General features: G+C 70.4%; 18 protein-coding genes. 6 read left to right on the top strand and 12 right to left on the bottom strand.

Translation table 11 applies throughout. The features are described from left to right. Window positions 1–53 precede the first annotated feature (53 nt). The 8 genes from V2S04_RS07200 to V2S04_RS07165 form a co-directional block, all read right to left on the bottom strand. Window positions 54–719, bottom strand: a complete 666-nt coding sequence (locus V2S04_RS07200) for a response regulator (RefSeq protein ID WP_413637814.1) — start codon at window positions 717–719, stop codon at window positions 54–56. After that, a complete protein-coding gene (locus tag V2S04_RS07195; RefSeq protein ID WP_413637813.1) occupies window positions 716–1,903 on the bottom strand; it encodes a sensor histidine kinase in 1,188 nt (395 codons plus the stop codon). Before V2S04_RS07195 ends, V2S04_RS07200 begins: the two co-directional genes overlap by 4 nt. A gap of 113 nt (window positions 1,904–2,016) precedes the next feature. Then, a complete protein-coding gene (locus V2S04_RS07190) occupies window positions 2,017–2,862 on the bottom strand; it encodes an ABC transporter permease (RefSeq protein ID WP_413637812.1) in 846 nt (281 codons plus the stop codon). Beyond that, window positions 2,859–3,611: an ABC transporter ATP-binding protein gene (locus V2S04_RS07185; protein ID WP_413637810.1), complete on the bottom strand. Its 753-nt coding sequence runs from the start codon at window positions 3,609–3,611 to the stop codon at window positions 2,859–2,861. Before V2S04_RS07185 ends, V2S04_RS07190 begins: the two co-directional genes overlap by 4 nt. A gap of 117 nt (window positions 3,612–3,728) precedes the next feature. Next, window positions 3,729–5,480, bottom strand: coding sequence for a malto-oligosyltrehalose trehalohydrolase (gene treZ, locus V2S04_RS07180; protein WP_413637809.1), 1,752 nt, complete (start codon window positions 5,478–5,480; stop codon window positions 3,729–3,731). Continuing rightward, entirely contained in the window at window positions 5,477–7,825 is a 2,349-nt protein-coding gene (treY, locus tag V2S04_RS07175; RefSeq protein WP_413637808.1) for a malto-oligosyltrehalose synthase, read from the bottom strand. The genes treZ and treY overlap by 4 nt, the downstream gene beginning before the upstream one ends. Window positions 7,826–7,827: 2 nt before the next feature. After that, entirely contained in the window at window positions 7,828–10,032 is a 2,205-nt protein-coding gene (gene glgX, locus V2S04_RS07170; RefSeq protein ID WP_413637807.1) for a glycogen debranching protein GlgX, read from the bottom strand. Further along, on the bottom strand, window positions 10,029–10,346 hold the full coding sequence (locus V2S04_RS07165; protein WP_413637806.1) for a hypothetical protein: 318 nt from the start codon (window positions 10,344–10,346) through the stop codon (window positions 10,029–10,031). Before V2S04_RS07165 ends, glgX begins: the two co-directional genes overlap by 4 nt. Window positions 10,347–10,553: 207 nt before the next feature. Between V2S04_RS07165 and folE the strand changes: the two genes are divergently transcribed. The 4 genes from folE to V2S04_RS07145 all read left to right on the top strand — a co-directional run bounded on the left by folE (window position 10,554) and on the right by V2S04_RS07145 (window position 14,054). Next, window positions 10,554–11,207, top strand: a complete 654-nt coding sequence (folE, locus tag V2S04_RS07160; protein ID WP_413637805.1) for a GTP cyclohydrolase I FolE — start codon at window positions 10,554–10,556, stop codon at window positions 11,205–11,207. A gap of 28 nt (window positions 11,208–11,235) precedes the next feature. Continuing rightward, window positions 11,236–12,375, top strand: a complete 1,140-nt coding sequence (locus V2S04_RS07155) for an NAD(P)/FAD-dependent oxidoreductase (RefSeq protein WP_413637804.1) — start codon at window positions 11,236–11,238, stop codon at window positions 12,373–12,375. Window positions 12,376–12,463: 88 nt separating this feature from the next. Further along, window positions 12,464–13,288 (top strand): dihydropteroate synthase, encoded by an 825-nt coding sequence (folP, locus tag V2S04_RS07150; protein ID WP_413638116.1) that lies wholly within the window; start codon window positions 12,464–12,466, stop codon window positions 13,286–13,288. Between the two features lie 16 nt (window positions 13,289–13,304). Next, a complete protein-coding gene (locus V2S04_RS07145) occupies window positions 13,305–14,054 on the top strand; it encodes a pyrimidine reductase family protein (protein ID WP_413638115.1) in 750 nt (249 codons plus the stop codon). On the opposite strand, the gene V2S04_RS07140 is transcribed toward V2S04_RS07145, so the two are convergent. Then, a complete protein-coding gene (locus V2S04_RS07140) occupies window positions 14,039–15,316 on the bottom strand; it encodes an FUSC family protein (RefSeq protein ID WP_413637803.1) in 1,278 nt (425 codons plus the stop codon). The genes V2S04_RS07145 and V2S04_RS07140 overlap by 16 nt on opposite strands. An 84-nt stretch (window positions 15,317–15,400) precedes the next feature. On the opposite strand from V2S04_RS07140, the gene V2S04_RS07135 reads away from it, so the two are divergent. Further along, the gene (locus V2S04_RS07135; RefSeq protein WP_413637801.1) at window positions 15,401–15,886 is read left to right on the top strand and encodes an SRPBCC family protein; all 486 of its coding nucleotides are present in this window, start codon (window positions 15,401–15,403) and stop codon (window positions 15,884–15,886) included. 125 nt (window positions 15,887–16,011) lie between these two features. Continuing rightward, the gene (locus V2S04_RS07130) at window positions 16,012–16,761 is read left to right on the top strand and encodes an AAA family ATPase (protein ID WP_413637800.1); all 750 of its coding nucleotides are present in this window, start codon (window positions 16,012–16,014) and stop codon (window positions 16,759–16,761) included. A 13-nt stretch (window positions 16,762–16,774) separates the two neighbouring features. On the opposite strand, the gene V2S04_RS07125 is transcribed toward V2S04_RS07130, so the two are convergent. The 3 genes from V2S04_RS07125 to V2S04_RS07115 are packed head-to-tail and all read right to left on the bottom strand — an operon-like array spanning window position 16,775 to window position 18,775. Next, window positions 16,775–17,353 carry a DUF1349 domain-containing protein gene (locus V2S04_RS07125; protein ID WP_413637799.1) on the bottom strand — a complete coding sequence of 193 codons (579 nt, stop codon included), beginning with the start codon at window positions 17,351–17,353 and terminating at the stop codon, window positions 16,775–16,777. A gap of 38 nt (window positions 17,354–17,391) precedes the next feature. Beyond that, window positions 17,392–18,285, bottom strand: coding sequence for a sigma-70 family RNA polymerase sigma factor (locus V2S04_RS07120; RefSeq protein ID WP_413637798.1), 894 nt, complete (start codon window positions 18,283–18,285; stop codon window positions 17,392–17,394). A gap of 31 nt (window positions 18,286–18,316) precedes the next feature. Continuing rightward, the gene (locus V2S04_RS07115) at window positions 18,317–18,775 is read right to left on the bottom strand and encodes a carboxymuconolactone decarboxylase family protein (RefSeq protein WP_099196528.1); all 459 of its coding nucleotides are present in this window, start codon (window positions 18,773–18,775) and stop codon (window positions 18,317–18,319) included. Between the last annotated feature and the right edge of the window lie 10 nt (window positions 18,776–18,785).

The following is an 18,785-nucleotide window of genomic DNA, read 5'->3' as shown; positions in this document are numbered from 1 at the left end:
TAACGAATGCAACGGTTTGGTCACGACGATTCGGCGCGCGTCTGTGCGCGGCGTCAGCGCCCGACCACGCCCAGCTCGTAGGCGCGGATCACGGCATCCACCCGGTTGCGCAGCTCGAGCTTCGACAGCACCCGGCCGACGTGGGCCTTCACGGTCGAGTCGCTCAGATGCAGCGCGGCCGCGATCTCGCCGTTGGTGCGCCCCTGGCCGATCAGCTGGAAGATCTCGCGCTCTCGCGCCGTGAGATCGGCGAGGGCCCGCTCGGCGTCGTCCGTCTGCCGGCCACCCAGGTGCGGCGCCGCGGTGGCGATCAGGTGCGCGGTGATCCGGGGCGAGACCACGGCGTCGCCGGCGTGCACGGCGCGGATCGCGGCGACGAGCTGCTCGGGACGGGTGTCCTTCAGCAGGAATCCCGCCGCGCCCGCACGCAGCGCACCGAAGGCGTAGTCGTCGAGATCGTAGGTCGTGAGCACGAGAACGCGGGTGCTCGGGTGCCGGGTGAGTATCCGCTTCGTCGCCTCGATGCCGTTCATCTGCGGCATCCGCACATCCATCAGGATGACGTCGGGTTGCAGTCGCTCGGCCGCGCCGACCGCTCGTTCTCCGTCGTCGGCCTCACCGACGACGACGATGCCCGGCGTCGCGTCGAGCATGAGCCGGAATCCGTATCGCACGAGCTCCTGGTCGTCGACGATCAGCACCCGGATGTCGTCGGTCATGCTTCGTTCCCTTCGCTGGAATCCCAGTGCAGGCGGGCGGCGACCCGCCACCCGAGGTTCTGCGGGCCCGCCTCGATCGTGCCGTTGTACAGGGCCACCCTCTCCTGCATGCCCAGCAGCCCTCGCCCGACGGTGTCGGTGGTCACAGATGCGGGTGGGGATGCCGACCTGTCCTGCACGACGATGCCGACTTCGTCGGCGAGCCAATCGACGTGCACCTCGACCGACTGCAGATCCGTGGCGTGGCGCAGGGAGTTGGTGAGCGACTCCTGCACGATCCGGTACACCGTCAGGCCGAGCGCGGCATCGGCGGGCGGCCGCCCGGAGAGGGTCATCCGCACCGGCAGACCCGCGTCGGCGAACTCCTGCACCAGCGCCGGCAGCCGGCCGGCATCGGGCTGCGGCGCGTGCTGCGGCTGCGCCTCGCGTGCGCCGGCGAGCGCCGGCTCGACGGTGCTCGTGCTCTCCCCATCGCGCACCGTGCCGAGCAGCCGCCGCACCTCACCGAGAGTTCGGCGCCCGGTCTCCGCGACGCGGCCGATGGCCTCCTTCGCCTGCTGCGGGTTCTCATCCGCTGCCAGGCGGGCGCCGTCGGACACGGCGATCATCACGGTCAGGCTGTGGGCGATCACGTCGTGCATCTCCCTGGCGATGCGCTCCCGCTCGCGGGCACGCGCGGTCTCGGCCTGCTGATCGCGCTCGCGGGCGAGCTGCTCGGCGCGATGCTGCAGTCCGCGCAGCTGACGTCGACGGTGCCCGGCGTTGATGCCGAGCAGGGTCGAGATCAGCAGAAGCGCGGCGATCAGGCTGAAGAAGTTCAACCAGTCCAGCAGCGAGTCGCGTGCCTCGATCGGCGGCTGCAGCCCGAGGATGTGCGGCAGCCCGGTGCCGCGCTGAGTCAGGGCGAGCGCAGCTGCGGCCGCGCACACGAGTGCCGCGCCCAGCGCTGACCAGGCGACGTTCGCTCGCGCGCGCAGCCCCACCAGGTACATCGCGCCGATGAGAAGCATCCCCTCGGCGCCCGATCCGACCGCGGCCGATGCCAGCGCCAGCACCAGCGCACCGGCGAACGCCGCCCGAGGACGCCGATGCCGCCCGACCACGGCGGCGATGCCGGCGAGGGTGAGTGCGATCAGCGCCCCCAGCGGCGTGACGTAAGGCGGCTCCAGCGAGAGCACGGCCATCGCGGCGGCCAGGATGACGTACCCACCCAGCAGCAGGGCATCCGCGATCGAGAATCCGGTCGACCGACGCGGCGCCTCGGACGAGACGCCGCGTGGGCCGGCCGCTGCGCTGTTCAGACGTCACCCCGTCGCAGACGCAGAAGACCGAGCAGCAGGAAGGCGGATGCCCATGCGACGGCGATCGTCCAGCCGGCGCCCCAGCTGATGTAGCCGTCGACGAGGTTCACGAATCCTCCCGCGCTCTCCGGCGCGTTGCTCATTGCGTCACCTGCCTTCGACATCGTGAGCAGCTGCACGTTGCGCACCGTCTGCGACATCGGCAGCGCCGACAGCACGATCGGCACGAGGAGAGTCAGGCTGATCGCGCCGGCGATGCTCGGCGCCACCGCTCGCAGCAGAGCGCCGATACCCACCCCGAGGATAGCCGAGAGGCCGAGATAGACCGAGGCGCCGATGAGCGCCGGCAGCACGCCGGGGGCGGTGAGCGGCACGGCGAGTCCGAGTGCGTCGAAGAGTGGATAGCTCGATGCCCAGGACGCGACGGTGGTGAGCATGCCGGCGCCTGTCGCGACCGCGAACACCACGCACGCCTTCGCCAGCAGCACCGGGGTGCGAGTGGGCACGGCGATCATGGTCGACTGGATGGCCCCGCTCGCGTACTCGCCGCTGATCGTCAGCACCCCGAGCACCACGGCGATGACATGACCGAACAGCACGGTGCCGACCGTGACCTGGTCGAGCATGAAGGCCGTCGACGGCTGATCCGGAACGCCCGCGTCGGCCATCGTCACGGCCAGCGCCAGGCTGACGCCAACGCCGAGCACGGCGATCGCGGCGAGCATGGCCAGGTTCGAGCGCAGGCTCAGGAGCTTGATGCACTCCGCGCGAAGCACCCGGGAGAACCTCACGCCGACGCGGGCAGGGATGAACGTCGCGCGCTTGTGATCGATGGCGGTCATCGGAGGGCTCCTTCGTCGTGTGCGGTCGCGGTGAGCGTCGAGTGGTATTCGACGTCACCGGCGGTGAGGGCGAGATAGGCGTCCTCCAGCGATGCGGACGAGCCGATGACATCGCTGACGGCGCCGTCCGCGAGGATGCGGCCGCGTCCGATCACGATCAGCCGGTCGGCCGTCTGCGACATCTCGCTCATCAGGTGCGACGACAGCAGCACGGTGCGTCCTTCGGCGGCGAGCGTGCGCACCAGGGTGCGCACCCACCGCACCCCCTCCGGGTCGAGGCCGTTGACGGGCTCATCGAGGATGACTGTGCTCGGGTCGCCCAGCAGCGCTGCAGCGATGCCGAGTCGCTGGCCCATCCCGAGCGAGAATCCGCCGACCCGCTTGCCGGCGACGGACTCGAGACCGGCCAGTTCGAGCACCTGCCGAACCCGGGAGACGCCGATGCCGTGCGTCGCCGCGATGCCGCGCAGGTGCTGGAACGCCGTGCGACCGCGGTTCACCGCCGTGGCGTCGAGAAGCACACCCACTTCGTGCAGCGGCGCCGGGTGCCGGACGTAGGAGCGTCCGTTCACGCGCACCGCCCCGGACGTCGGCCGATCGAGGCCGACGATCATCCGCATGGTGGTGGACTTGCCCGCCCCGTTCGGACCGAGGAACCCGGTCACCTGACCCGGTTCGACGGTGAAGTCGATGCTGTCGACGGCGGTTCTGGAGCCGTAGCGCTTGACGAGCGCTTCGGCCGAGATCACTGATTTCCCTTTCGCATGCCACCGACAGTACGAACGGCACGAGGTCGGTCACATCGGACGCGAGTGCACCTTTTCAACGAGACCGGTACCCAGGTACCGGTCTCGATCAGGGCGACCTCATGGTCGCCGCCGGACGATCGCGGCCGCGTCGGCCGGCACGGTCGTGCGGCCGTCCAGGGTGTCGACGGCACGCGTCGCGAGCAGCGCTTCACCGTCGACGTCGAACGCGACCGCGTCGGGCGTCAGGTTGATCAGGATGCTCAGTCCGCCGCGATCGATGCGCCAGGCCCGGTGCTGTGGCTCGTCGCTCGCGACGACGAGCTCGACCGAGGGTTTCCGGATGCTCGGGTCGGTCAGCTCCGGCTGCTCACGGCGCAGCGCGGCGAGCCGGCGGTGCAGATCGAGCAGCCGGGCGTGACGGCGCTGGGCGAGCTCGCCCCAGTCCAGCTTCGAGCGCTGGAACGTCTCGGGGTCCTGTGGGTCGGGCACGACCGCGGGGTCCCAGCCCATCCGCGAGAACTCGCCGATGCGACCCTCGGCGGTCGCGCGGCCGAGCTCGGGTTCGGGATGCGAGGTGAAGAACTGCCACGGCGTGGACGCGCCCCACTCCTCGCCCATGAACAGCATCGGCGTGCCGGGCGCCGTGAGCGTGAGCACCGCCGCAACGGACAATCGGTCTTCGGAGAGGGACTGGCTGAGCCGGTCGCCGGCCGCGCGGTTGCCGATCTGATCGTGGTCCTGCGTGAAGGTGACCAGCCGCCAGGCGGGCACCTCGAGCGGGATCGACGAGCCGTGCACCCGATCCCGGAACGACGAGAACGCGCCGTCGTGGAAGAAGCCGCCGTCGGTGACCTTCTCGAGGGCATCTGGCGCGGCGAAGTCGGCGTAGTAGCCCGAGGTCTCGCCGGTGAGCGCGACGTGCACGGCGTGATGCCAGTCGTCCGACCACTGGCCGGTGAGACCGTACCCGCCCGCCTCGCGCGGCAGGATGAGAGTCGGATCGTTCAGATCCGACTCCGCGATCAGCGTGAGCGGCCTGCCCTCGTGCGCCGACAGCGCGTCGACGCGCTCGGCCAGCTCCTTCAGGATGTGCGTTCGGCTGTCATCGTGCAGGGCATGAACGGCGTCCAGCCGCAGACCGTCGACGTGCCGATCACGCAGCCACATGAGCGCATTGTCGACGATGTACTCGCGCACGGCCGGCTCGTCGAGATCGATCGAGTCGCCCCACGTGTTCCTGCTGCCCTCGCGCAGATACGGACCGAACTCGGGCAGGTAGTTGCCGCTGGGGCCGAGGTGGTTGTAGACGACGTCCTGGATCACGGCGAGACCGTGCGCGTGCGCCGCATCGACGAATCGCTGGTACGCCCGCGGGCCGCCGTAGCCCTCGTGCACCGCGTACCAGAGCACGCCGTCGTACCCCCAGTTCCACTGGCCGTTGAACGCGTTCACCGGCAGCAGCTCGACGTGCGTCACGCCGAGATCGACGAGGTGGGGCAGTCGGGCGACGGCGGCGTCGAGGGTGCCCTCCGGAGTGAAGGTGCCCAGGTGCAGCTCGTAGATGAGCCCGCCGGCGAGCTGCCGGCCGGTCCAGGCCGCGTCGGTCCAGGCGAACGCCGTCTCGTCGAACGACGCGGACGCGGCGTGCACCCCCGCGGGCTGGCGCCGTGACCGCGGATCGGGGCGCAGACGATCGTCGTCGCCGATCACGAACCCGTACCGCTCGCCGTCGGTCAGTCGCACGTCGGCCTGCCACCATCCCGTGCGCTCGGCGACCCGGGTCATCTCGTGCTCGTCGATCGTCGTCTCGTCATCGCGCACCCGTCGCACGCGCATCCGCTCGGCGCGCGGTGCCCAGACCTCGATCATCGCAGCTCCCGCAGCAGCGCCACCGGGTAGCGGTCGAGGAGCTCCGCCATCCGCACCGGTCCGCCGTTGAATCGCCGGCCGGTGAGCACGTCGACCGACGGCATCTCCGAGCGCATCAGCACCGTGTCCTGCCAGCCGCCCCGCCTCTCCAGTCCCACCGGCAGGCGCGTGGCCACCACCGTCAGACCGCCGCGGTCGACGGCGATGGCGTGCGACGCCGCGTCGCCCGCGACCGTCTCGGGTCGGTAGGTGGTGAACAGCTCCGGGTGGTCGCGGCGCAGCCGCAGCGCGCGCGAGGTCACCAGCAGCTTCGCCGCACCCGTGTCGTCCACTGCGGGCAGACGACCGAGGTCCGCCTCGGCGTCGAGATCGGCCAGCATGCGCTCACGGACGGCGAAGTCGACGGGGCGCCGGTTGTCGGGGTCGACGAGAGACAGATCCCAGAGCTCACTGCCCTGGTACACATCGGGCACGCCCGGTCCCGTCAGCTGCAGGATCTTCGCCGACAGGGAGTTCGACCGGCCGTGCCCGACGATCTCGGCCACGAACCGCTCGATGACGGGCTTCGCGGCGCCGTTCGCGGCGTCGGCGATCGCCGCGAGTCCCTTCTCGAACTCGGCGTCCGGATGCTGCCACGCCGTCGACTCCCCGGCCTCGCGAGCCGCCTTCTGCGCATATGCGAGCAGCCGCTCCGACGTGATCGGCCAGGCACCCACGGCGGCCTGCCAGAGCAGGTTGTCGAGCGGGCCGTGCCCGGTCGAGGCGGTGCCGCGCAGCTCGCCGAGCACCTCGCCCCAGCGCTCGGGCATCTCGGCCAGCACGGTGAGCCGGGCGCGCACGTCCTCCGAGCGCTTGGTGTCGTGCGTCGACAGCGTCGTCATCGAGCACGGCCAGGCGGCGAGGCGACGCTGCTGCGCAGTGTGGAACTGCGCCACCGACACAGACCCGACCGCCGGATCGCCGCCGACCTCGGTCAGGGTGCCGAGACGGGTGAACCGGTAGAACGCGGTGTCCTCCACGCCCTTCGCCATGATCGCACCGGAGGTCTGCTGGAAGCGGCGAGCGACCGGCAGCGACGGGTCGGCGAGCAGCGGCTCCAGCTCGGCGATCGCGGATGCCAGGTCTGGGCGCCGCCGGGTCGCCTCCTGCGCCGCACGGCGCAGGTGCTCGCGCCCAGCGGGCAGGTATGAGCGGTAGACCGGGAAGCAGGCGAGCAGCTCGGCCAGCGCATCCCACGCGCGCACGATGCCGAACGGCAGGTCCCGCACCAGCCGGCGCACCTCCGACTGCAGCAGCCCGTCGGCCATGGCGCGCTTGGTGTCGTGGATGAGGTCTGCCGAGTCGGGCGCCTCCGGCAGGCCGCTGTCGGCACGCAGCCGGGCATCCAGCGCACTCAGCTGCTCGATGCCCGCCGGGTCGACGAGCACGCGATCGATCTCGGCGAGAGCGTCGTATCCGGTCGTGCCGTCGGCGCGCCACCAGGGCGGCAGATCCTCGCCGTGCTCGAGGATCTTCTCGATCAGCGTGTACGCCCCGCCGGTGGCATCCGCGAGTCGCTCGAGATACTCTCCCGGGTCGTCCAGGCCGTCGGGATGGTCCACCCGGATGCCGTCGGCCAGACCCTCGCGGATCCAGCGCACGATCTCCTCGTGCGACTGCGCGAACACGTCGGGCAGCTCGACGCGGAGCGCCGCGAGCTCGGAGACCGCGAAGAAGCGGCGGTAGTTCAGCTCGTCGTTCTGGTCCTCCCAGTGGCGCAGCTCGTAGTGCTGCGCGTCGAGCAGCGCGGTGAGATCGTCGTGCAGTCGCCCGGTGCCGGGCGCGAGCGGAAGAACGTGCTCGAAGTACGACAGCGTGCCGTCGGGGGCATCCGGTGCCGGGGTGCGGTCGACGACGATCTCACCCCGTGCGACGGCTTCGGCGGGAGTGCCGCCGAGGATCGGCAGCCGCACCTTCTCGCGCCCGCGCTCCCAGTCGATGTCGAACGCGACCGCGTGGGTCGAGCTGCGACCCAGGCGCAGCACGTCCCACCACCACGCATTCTCGCGCGGCACCGACACGCCGACGTGGTTGGGCACGATGTCTACCAGGACGCCGAGCCCCTCCGCCCGCGCCGCCGACGAGAACGCGGCGAGACCTGCCGCGCCCCCGCGAGACTCGTCGATGCGGGAGTGATCGACCACGTCGTAGCCGTGTCCCGATCCCGTCGTCGCCGCGAGCAGCGGCGACAGATACGCCCAGTCCGCGCCGAGCCGGTGCAGATAGCCGGTGACTCCGGCCGCGTCGTCGAGCGTGAAGTCCGCCGTGATCTGCAGCCGGTAGGTCGAATCGGGACGACTGGTCATGGTCACACCTCGGGTTTCGGGGCGGGGGAGCGGGTCGTGGCGTTCTCGATCTGGATCCGCAGCGACGCCTCGACCGAGGCGTCGGTCACCTCCTCGGCGCCGTCGGCCTCGCGCAGCACCAGGATCGACCCGCCGGCCAGCTGCAGGGCGGCGGCGGCGGACAGCGGCTCGGCGTGCGTGAGCTCGCCCGCCGTGTCGACCACCGCCTCCCAGCTGGCGCCGTGCCTGGCATCCGGAAGCACGACGTCGACAGCATCGCGGCCGCTGTTGAAGTACACCAGGAAGTTCAGGTCCGAGACCGGCCGCCCGCGGCGGTCCTTCTCGCGGATGCCGTGACCGTTGAGGAACATGCCGATCGAGAGCCCGAAACCGGAATCCCAGTCCTCGGGCTGCATGGTGCGCCCGTCGGGACGCAGCCACTCGATGTCGGGCACCGGAGAGCCGTCCTCGGTGCGCACGGGCTTGCCGTCGAAGAACCGGCTGCGCCGGAAGGTCGGATGCAGGGCGCGCAGCCTGGTGAGCGCGGCGGTGAACTCGATGAGGGGCAGATCGGCCGCCTCCCAATCGATCCAGGTGATCTCGTTGTCCTGCGCGTAGCCGTTGTTGTTGCCGTCCTGGGTGCGGCCGAGCTCGTCACCGTGCGAGATCATCGGCACGCCCTGCGACAGCAGCAGGGTGGCGAGCATGTTGCGCTGGCGCATCGCCCGTCGTCGATTCACCTCGGGATCGTCGGTGTGCCCCTCCACCCCGAGGTTGTCGGAGCGGTTGTGCGATTCGCCGTCGTTGTTGTCCTCGCCGTTGGCCTCGTTGTGCTTCTCGGCGTAGCTGACCAGGTCGCGCAGGGTGAACCCGTCGTGGGCGGTGATGAAGTTGACGGATGCCACCGGCCGGCGTCCCGAGTGCTCGTACAGGTCGGCCGATCCGGTGAGGCGCGAGGCGAACTCGCCCAGGGCCTGCGGCTCGCCGCGCCAGAAGTCGCGCACGGTGTCGCGGTACTTGCCGTTCCACTCCGACCACTGCGGCGGGAAGTTGCCCACCTGGTAGCCGCCGGGGCCGATGTCCCACGGCTCGGCGATGAGCTTGACCTGGGAGACCACCGGATCCTGCTGCACGAGCTCGAAGAACGTCGCCAGCCGGTCGACGTCGTAGAACTCTCGCGCGAGGGTGGACGCCAGGTCGAAGCGGAACCCGTCGACGTGCATCTCGGTCACCCAGTACCGCAGCGAGTCCATGATCAGCTGCAGCGCATGCGGGTGGCCGACGTTGAGGCTGTTGCCCGTGCCGGTGTAGTCGGTGTAGTACCGGCGATCCTCTTCGAGCCGGTAGTAGGCCTCGTTGTCGATGCCGCGCATCGACAGAGTCGGGCCGAGATGGTTGCCCTCGGCGGTGTGGTTGTAGACCACGTCGAGGATGACCTCGATGCCGGCGGCGTGCAGCGTGCGCACCATCGCCTTGAACTCCTGCACCTGCTGCCCGTGCTCGCCGCTCGACGAGTAGGTGTTCTGCGGAGCGAAGAACGACAGGGTGTTGTAGCCCCAGTAGTTCGACAGGCCCTTGTCCTGCAGAGTGCTGTCGTTGACGAACTGGTGCACGGGCATGAGCTCGATCGCGGTCACGCCGAGGCGGGTGAGGTGGTCGACGATGGCCGGGTGGGCGACGCCGGCGTAGGTTCCGCGCAGCTCTTCCGGCACGTCAGGGTGGCGGATGCTGAGGCCCTTCACGTGCGCCTCGTAGATGACCGTCTGCGCGTAGGGCGTCTTCGGCAGGCGGTCGCCGCCCCACTCGAAGAACGGGTTGATCACGACGCTCTTCGGAGTGCTCGCGGCCGAGTCGTCCTCGTTGTGCGAGTCGGGGTCGCCGAAGTCGTACGAGAACGGCGCCTGCCCCCACTCGACCTGACCCGCGACCGCCTTCGCATAGGGATCGAGCAGCAGCTTGCTGGGGTTGAACCGCTTGCCGTTCGCCGGATCGTACGGGCCGTGCACGCGGTAGCCGTACAGCTGCCCGGGCTGCACCGACGGCAGATAGCCGTGCCACACGTAGGCATCGACCTCGGTGAGATCGACACGGGTCTCTTCACCCGTGTCGTCGAACAGGCACAGCTCGACGCGCTCGGCGCACTCGCTGAAAAGGGCGAAGTTCGTGCCCTGGCCGTCGAAGGTCGCGCCGAGGGGGTGGGCCGATCCCGGCCAGACGTCGACGCTCATGCGGCGGATCGACCGTGGTCGTGCGAGTGCGGAGCGGCATCGCGCACGCACCGGACGGCCTGCGCGAAGTCGAACACCTGCGCCACCTCGACCGCCGTCGGGTACGGGTGCCCCGAATAGCAGATGAACAGCGGGGGGATCACCTCGACGTAACCGATGATGCCGTTGTCGAACACGGCGTAGCGGTCGATGTCGACGAGCTCGTAGGGCGGCTCGACGGGTGCAGGCGCGGGAGCAGCGGCGCCCGTCGCGTTGCTCGGCTGCGCGGCCGGCTGCGCGGCCGCCCGTCCGGTTGATCTGGTTGCGGCAGACATGAGGACTCCTGTCTCGACCGCCTCCCGGCGAAGGGCCTCGAGGTCGGTGTGTCAACCTGACGCTACGACGCTTCGATCCGTGTGACTACGGGGTTGTCACACGGGGAAGCAGAGGGTAACAGACGGCGGTGGTCTTCTAAAAGAAAAAGGACTTGCTTTTAGAAGCCGGGAGGTGTCTCATGGAAGCAGACACACCGGGAGGTCGACATGACTATGACAGCCGTTGACAGTCAGCGGAATCTGGCGCTCGCCTCGCAGGTGCCGCGCCGCGTGCGGATCGAGGCGGCCCCGCGTCCCGTCGATCTCGCCGCGGCCGAGCATGCGGCCCGCCTGTTCCTCACCGCGCTGGGCATCGATCCGGATGCCGTCGACAACCCCGACCTCGCACGCACCCCGCGCCGGCTCGCCGAGGCGTACGCCGAACTGCTCTCCCCGCAGCCGTTCGACTTCACCACCTTCGCCAACGCCGAGGGCTACGACGAACTGGTGCTGGTCAGAGACATCCCGGTGCGCTCGATGTGCGAACACCACCTGCTGCCTTTCACGGGAGTCGCCCATGTCGCGTATCTGCCGGGCGACCGCGTCGTCGGGCTCTCGAAGATCCCGCGGATGGTCGACCACTACGCACGCCGCCCGCAGACCCAGGAGCGCCTCACGGTGCAGATCGCGGACGCGCTCGCCTCGCGACTGCAGCCGCGGGGGATCGGGGTCGTCATCGAAGCCGCTCACAGCTGCATGACCCTGCGCGGCGCTCGCGCCGCCGGATCGGTCACGACCACATCCGCGCTTCGGGGCATGCTGCGCGAAGACGCCCGGTCGCGGGCCGAGTTCTTCGCGCTGACCAGCGACCGGGCGCACTGAAGCGCACACCGGGAGAGAAGAGGAGACCATGAGCATCGCCATCGTCGGGGGAGGCCTCGCCGCCGCCACCGCCGCCACCGAACTGCGCGAGCGCGGATACGACGGTGACGTCGTGATCTACGCTGCAGAAGACCACCTGCCGTACGAGCGGCCACCGCTGTCGAAGGATGTGCTGCTCGGCACGAAGGACATCGATTCCGCGATCGTGCACGACGAGGGCTGGTACACGGCCAACCGGGTGCGACTCGAGCGCGGCGTGGCCGTCACCGCCATCGACGCGGCGGCGCACACCCTGCGCGTCGAGCCGGTCGGCGGCGGCGCGGAATCCGAGCACGAGTACGACCGCCTGCTGCTGGCCACCGGCGCCACCGCACGTCACTTCGACGTCGCCGACCGTGTCTGCGACCCGGTGTACCTGCGCACGGTCGAAGACAACACCCGGCTGCGCGCCGCGCTGCGCCCCGGCGCCAAGGTGGTGATCGTCGGAGCGGGATGGATCGGCCTCGAGGTGGCGTCCGCCGCCCGCCAGAAGGATGCCGAGGTCACCGTCTACGAAGTCGGCGACCTGCCCCTCGTCTCTGTGCTGGGCCCCGAGGTCGCGAGGCTGTTCGCCGACCTGCACCGCGCGCACGGTGTCGACCTGCGTCTCAGCACCGCGGTCGACGAGGCCGCGCTCACCGCCGCCGATGTGGTCGTCGTCGGCATCGGCGCGATCCCGTCGACACGGCTCGCCGAAGAGGCCGGCCTCGATGTCGATCACGGTGTGCTCGTCGACGAACGGCTGCGCACCTCCGACCCCGACATCTACGCTGTCGGCGACGTCGCGAACCACCAGCATCCGGTGCTCGGCCGGCGCATCCGGGTGGAGCACTGGGACACCGCCATCGAGCAGGCGAAGGTCGCCGCACACAACCTGCTCGGCGATGAGGAGCCGTACACGCACCTGCCGTACTTCTTCACCGATCAGTACGATCTCGGCATGGAGTACTTCGGCAGCGTCGGGCCCGAGGGATACGACCGCGTCGACATCGAGGGCGACACCGACGTCGCGAACGGCGGCGCCTTCCGGGCCTACTGGGTGCACGACGGTGTCGTGCGGGCGGCGATGCACGCGAACGACTGGGACGCCTCAGACGCCGTCCGCGACAGCGTCGGCACGGAACGATGAGCTGCCGGTGACGGACACCCGAGCCCAGCCCTCGCTGCACCGGCTCATCGGCACCCGGCACTTCGACTTCGCGCGGCAGGTCGCCGTGATGGCGGTGATCAACCGCACCCCGGACTCCTTCCACGACAAGGGTGCGACGTTCGCTCTCGATCGAGCGGTCGGGAGCGCGCTGCGCGCCGCCGACCTCGGGGCGGACTGGGTCGACATCGGCGGGGTTCCGTTCGGGCGCGGCCCGGCGGTGAGCACGGCCGAGGAGATCGATCGGGTCGTGCCGGTCGTCGAGGCGATCACGGCCGCCCGCCCCGACCTCGTCGTCTCGGTCGACACGAACCGCGCAGACGTCGCGGCGCAGGCCATCGTCGCCGGCGCCGCCGTCATCAACGACACCAGCGGCCTGGGCGATGAGCGCATGGCGGCCGTGATCGCCGTGAGCGGTGCGCACGTCGTCATCACGCACAGCGTGGGCCCGCCGCGGGTCGAGAAGCCGCCCGCGCGCTACGACGATGTGGTGGCCGAGGTGCGCGCCTTCCTCTCCGATCGGATGGCCCGAGCACGGGCCGCCGGCATCCCGCAGGAGCGGCTCATCATCGACCCGGGCCACGACCTCGACAAGAACACCCTGCACTCGCTCGAGCTCACCCGCCGGCTCGACGAGATCGCATCGCTCGACGCACCGCTGCTCGTCGCCGTATCGAACAAGGACTTCGTCGGCGAGTCGATCGACCGTCCGCGGGGCGAACGACTGCCCGGATCGCTCGCGGCGATGACCGCGTGCATCCTCGCCGGGGCGCGCATCGTCCGCATGCACGACGTGGCAGAGGCCGTCGACGCCGTGCGCATGACCGAGGCGATTCTGGGCTGGCGCGCTCCGGCGCGTCTCGAGCACAACACCCACCCGACCCGCAACGTCTGAGAAGGGCATCGTGAGCATGCAGACCCCCATCGACCGGCTGTGGCCCGACCCGGAATCCGCTCTCGACGACGACGCGCTGCTCGCGGCGACCCGCTTTCCCGACGGCGGCAGCTGGATGCGGGTCAACTTCGTCTCGAGCCTCGACGGAGCCGCGACGCGCGACGGCGTCTCCGGCGGTCTCGGCGACGACGCCGATCGCCGTCTGTTCGCCCTGCTGCGCAGACCCGCCGACGTCGTGCTCGTCGGTGCGGGCACCCTGCGCGACGAGCAGTACGAGGGGCTTCGCGTCGACGACGCGTCGGTCGCGTGGCGCGAGGCGCGCGGGATGCCCGCCCACCCGACCCTCGCGATGATCAGCCGCAGTCTCTCCCTCGACCCCGCTTCACCGCTGTTCGCCGACGCGCCGGTGCGCCCGATCGTCTACACGACGGCGTCCGCACCCGCCGCGCGCCGGGAGGCTCTGCAGCAGGTCGCTGACGTGGTGACAGCCGGCGAGACGGATGCCGAGCCGCGCCGCATCCGCGACGATCTGACGGCTCGAGGGTTGCGCCGCATCCACGCCGAAGGCGGGCCGCACGTGTTCGGCGCGCTGCTCGCCGCCGGGGTGGTGGATGCCCTGCACCTCACACTCGCACCGACGCTGGAGGCCGGGGACGCCGGGCGCATCGTGCGCGGCGAAGCCGCCGGAGACCTGCCGTCGCACGCCCGTCTGGCGACCGTGCTGCGCGCCGGGGACGAGCTGCTGCTGCACTATGTGCTGCGCTGAGTGTCCGCCTCCGGCGGGTGGCTGCGTTGAGTGTCCGCCTCCGGCGGGTGGCTGCGTTGAGTGCCCGCCTCCGGCGGGTGGCTGCGTTGAGTGCCCGCCTCGTCGGCTTCGTCGTCTTCGTCGGCCGGCGCCGGCTCGAGCAGGCCGAGGATGCGCTGCAGGTGCATTGCACTGAGTACTCCGGGTCCGGCGACGGCATCCGTCTCGAGCGACCGGGCGTGCACGGCGCGATACAGCTGTCTGACGGTCTCGGTCGCGCGGGCGTGCAGATCATCGATCTCCTCCGGCTCGCCGCCGAGGACGTCGGCGACCGCCCTGCACGCATCCGACAGCGGTTCGACGAGATCGGGGTCGAGGGGGAAGGCCGACGGGCGTTCATTGATGGTGTCGCTCAGGCATCCTGAGACGTCTCGGATCTGGTGCGCCACCTCGACCAGCAGTTCGAGTCGGGCGTGCTCCGCGCTCGTGTCGGCTCGACCCCGCCAGGCCCGCGGATTGCCGCGCAGGCTCTCGTCCGCCTCGGCGAGCGCGTCGCGCAGCGAGCGGCTGGTCTCGGCCAGCGCCCCGGCATCCTGCATCCACCCGTCTCGCTCCGGTGGCCACTTCTCGGTCAGGGCGGCCGCGATGTCGTCGAGGTGCGCGGCGAGCCGCTGCTGGAAGGCGTCGATCCGGGCTGCCGCGTCCGACACCAGCGGAGCCGGGGGGATGATGAGGTTCACCAGCAGGCCGACGACGACTCCCACCGCTGTCTGGGTGACGTATCCGAGCGAGTAGTCCTCGGCATCCGCCCCTCCGATGATCAGCACGAACAGCGCCGCCATCGGGATGTACTCGCGTCCGATCCCGAACCACCCCGTGCCCGAGACCAGCACGCCGATCCCGACGACCGCGATGATCGACCACAGGCTCGGCCCGACGGTCAGCAGCACGAGCGCCGCCAGACCGACCCCCACCGCGAGTCCGAGCAGCGTCTGCAGTCCCGAGCGCACCGAGGTCATCAGCGTGGGGTACATGCTGATCAGCGCACCGAACGGCGCGTAATACGGGTAGTCGTTGGTCACGCCCGGCATGTGCGGGGCGATGAGCCACGCTACTCCGACGGCCAGCGCGGCCTTCGCCGCGAACAGCAGGCGGGCGCGCGTCACCGCGCCGCGGACGGAGGGCTGAAGGGCGCTCAACGACGACCGCACCCGGTTCACGGATCCTTCGAGTCGCTGCGGGCGCATGCCGATCACCTCCATCGTCCCCTGCTCAGCAGACACCTCCGCGGGCCGTGGCGGAAGGGGGTTCCCCCCACGCACGACGTTTGCGACAATCGCGGCGATCGACGGATTCAGGAGGGTGTCATGGCGACGAATCGGCGACTCTTGCGGTGCGAGCCGGAGGCGGTCTTCCGCGCTCTGAGCGACGGATGGCTGTACCCGTCGTGGGTGGTGGGGGCGGCTCGGATGCGGGAGGTGGATGCCACGTGGCCGGCGCCGCGCGCGACGCTGCACCACTCGGTGGGCACCTGGCCTTTTCTGCTCAACGGCACCACGACCATGCTCGAGTGGCATCCGAACAGGAAGGCGGTCATGCAGGCGCGCGGATGGCCGATCGGCGAGGCGCGCGTCGCGGTGGAGGTCGAGAAGACGCACAGCGGATGCCTGGTCTCGATCCACGAGACGCCGGTGCGCGGCCCGGGGGCTGCGCTTCCGTCGTTCATCAGCGGGCCGATGCTGCGCTGGCGCAACAGCGAGACGCTGCGTCGGCTGTCGTATCTCGCCGAGAGTGACTCCCTCGGCCCGCGCGTCAGCGCCGCCGTCGCAGCGCCGCTCGCAGAGTCCTCCTAGCTCCAGGACGGATGTCGGCAGAAAGCACGCATGTCGGCCGCATTCGGCTGTTCGCGCCGACATCCGTGCTGGGCGCCGACATCCGTGCGCCGCGAACCGTCGGAGCGGGCGGATATGGTCGAGCCATGAACGCGAGGGGCGATGCGGGGTGGCTGCGGCGCAGGCATCCGGTGATCGCCGTGAGCGCGAACGACGACGCGCCCGAACCGGGCGGCCGGTGGCCGGCCGACATCCCTGCGGTCGCGCAGCTGCTGCGCGACGGGATGCGACTCTCACCGGGAGTCACGTTCCTCGTCGGCGAGAACGGCAGCGGCAAGTCGACCGTCGTCGAAGGGATCGCGCTGGCGTACGGGCTGTCGCCGGAAGGCGGGTCGCGCCACGCGCGTCACAGCACGCGACCGACCGAGTCACCGCTGTCGGACTGGCTGCGGATCGAGCGCGGCATCGGCGCGAGCTCGTGGGGGTTCTTCCTTCGCGCTGAGACGATGCACTCCTTCTACACCTACCTCGAGCAGAACCCCTCGCCGAGCGGTGATTCGAGATTTCACGAGATGAGCCACGGCGAGTCGTTCCTCGAGATCCTGAGCACCCGTTTCGACTCACCGGGCTTCTACTGCCTTGACGAGCCGGAGGCGGCGCTGTCGTTCGCCTCGACGCTCACTCTCATCTCGGTTCTGCGCCGCATCGCCGACGAGGGCGGACAGGTGCTGTGCGCCACGCACTCACCCGTGCTCGCCTCGCTGCCCGGTGCGACCATCCTCGAGGTCGGGGAGTGGGGACTGCGTGCGACGACGTGGGACGACCTCGAGCTGGTGCGGCACTGGCGATCGTTCCTCGGCGACCCGGATCGCTACCTGCGGCACCTGCTCGACTGAGGTCGCCTCGCTGTCAGTGCAGCGCGGCGTCGGGAGCGGTGACGCGCCACGCGTGCAGCGGCACGACCAGGCCCGACCGCGTGGGCGCGCACACGAACGGGCCGGCCTCGGCTACAGCATCCGGCGGAAAAGGGACGACGCGCACGAGCTGCGGCTCGCCGCCGTCGACCGACGCGCGGATGGTCAGCGCATCGCCCGAACGGCTCACACGCACGAGCACGCGCCGGCGCGCCCAATCCGGCACGGGGGCGAGCGACCAGTCCGACCGCTCCTGCGTCACGACAGCGCCCACCTGCGGCCGACCGTCGGCGAACTCGACGCCCGCCTTGATCCAGTGAGTGCCGGAGACGCGCACGAAGACGCCGGCCTGATCGAACTGCTCGCTGAACGCCGCGGTGAACTCGACCTCGACCGCGCTCTCGTCGTCGAACGCAGCGAGCAGGGCGTGCTCGCTGTCGTGCACGAACCCGTACGAGGTGAGCCGCCACGCGTCGCTTCCCGAGGCGGCGGTGACGTGCAGGTCGTCGCCGACCGTCTCGACGTGCTCGGGCGCGTGGGTCCAGCGTCCGGTCGACCAGGGGATCTGCGGCATGCGGTGCCTCTCTCTGCGTTGGTCAGGCGGCTGCCGGGTCAGGCGGCCGGCGGGAAGGCGCGGGTCAGCTTGTGCGGATTCGACACCTGCCGGATGCCGCGGATGCGGCCGGACGCGTCGAATTCCAGCGTGAGCACGTCGGTGCGGCCGCTGTGGGTGAGCGCCAGCGCGAACTCGCCGTTGACCTCGATCGGATGGATCGCGAAGGGCAGATCCGGGGCGAGCTTCGCGGTCTTCTCGCGCACGCCGACGTAGAAGCGGTGCACCTTGTCGGCCCCGAAGATGGGGTTGCGGGTCGCGGCGACCACGCCTCCGCCGTCTGTCCACAGGATCGCCTCGTCGGTCAGCAGATCGAGCAGGGTGTCGAGATCGCCCTGCTGCACGGCCGACATCAGGGCAGCCAGAGCCGCGAGGTCGGCCGCGTGCGGGGTGGGCGAGTGCTCATCGATCTGCAGCCGGCGCTCCGCACGCGAGATCAGCTGACGCACCGAGGCGGGCGACCTCTCGAGGATCTCGCCGATCTCGACCGCCGTCATCGCGTAGGCGCGGTGCAGCACGACCGCCGCTCGCGCCTCGGGCGAGAGCTGCTCGGCGAGGTGCAGCAGCGCGAGCGAGAGCATCTCCCGGTCGGCGACGGCGTCCTCCGGCAGGCGCTCGGTGGCGACCGGCTCGGGAAGCCAGTGGCCGGTGTACTCCTCGCGCACCGCGACGAGCGCGCGCACCCGGTCGATCGAGCGGCGGACGCACGTGGTGGTCAGCCATGCGGGCCACGAGCGCACGGCATCCGCCCGCTCGGCCTTCAGCGCCTCGATCGCGACCTCCGAGACGACGTCCTCGGCGTGGCCGAAGTCTCCCAGCATCCGGTACGCGATCCCGATCAACCTGCCCCGCTCCGCCTCCCACGCCAGAGCGGCGGGGGAGGCGGCGGTCATGACGCTCACGCTACCGCCTCCGAGAGGCGCCTCACATGATCGGGTGCTTGCCATCGACCGGCGGGGCCATCTCGGTCGCGATCGCGATGCGGTTCCACACGTTGATGGTCGAGATCGCCATCACGAGGCCGCCGAGCTCACCGTCGCTGAAGTGCTGCGCGGCGGCATCCCAGATCTCATCCGTCACGGTGTCGGGCCCGAGCTTCGTCAGCGCATCGGTCAGGGCGAGAGCCGCGAGCTCCTTCGGCTCGAACAGGTTCTTCGCATGCTGCCAGGCGCCGACCGCGTGCAGGGTGCGCTGCGGGATGCCGTGCTTCGCACCCGCGGTGGCATGCATGTCGACGCAGAACCCGCAGCCGTTGAGGATCGACGCGCGCAGCTTGATCAGCTCGTACAGCCGCTTCTCGACGCTCTTGCTCGCGTACGCCTCCATGCCGATCACCGCGGCGTAGCCGAGCTTGTTCGTGCGGGTCATGTCGATCCTGGTCATGATGTCCTCT

Origin of the sequence: Microbacterium sp. OR21 (assembly GCF_047306785.1) — a bacterium.
Classification (GTDB): domain Bacteria; phylum Actinomycetota; class Actinomycetes; order Actinomycetales; family Microbacteriaceae; genus Microbacterium; species Microbacterium esteraromaticum_E.
Note: the sequence above shows the minus strand (reverse complement) of the source record. Positions and strands in the feature narration are given on the sequence as shown.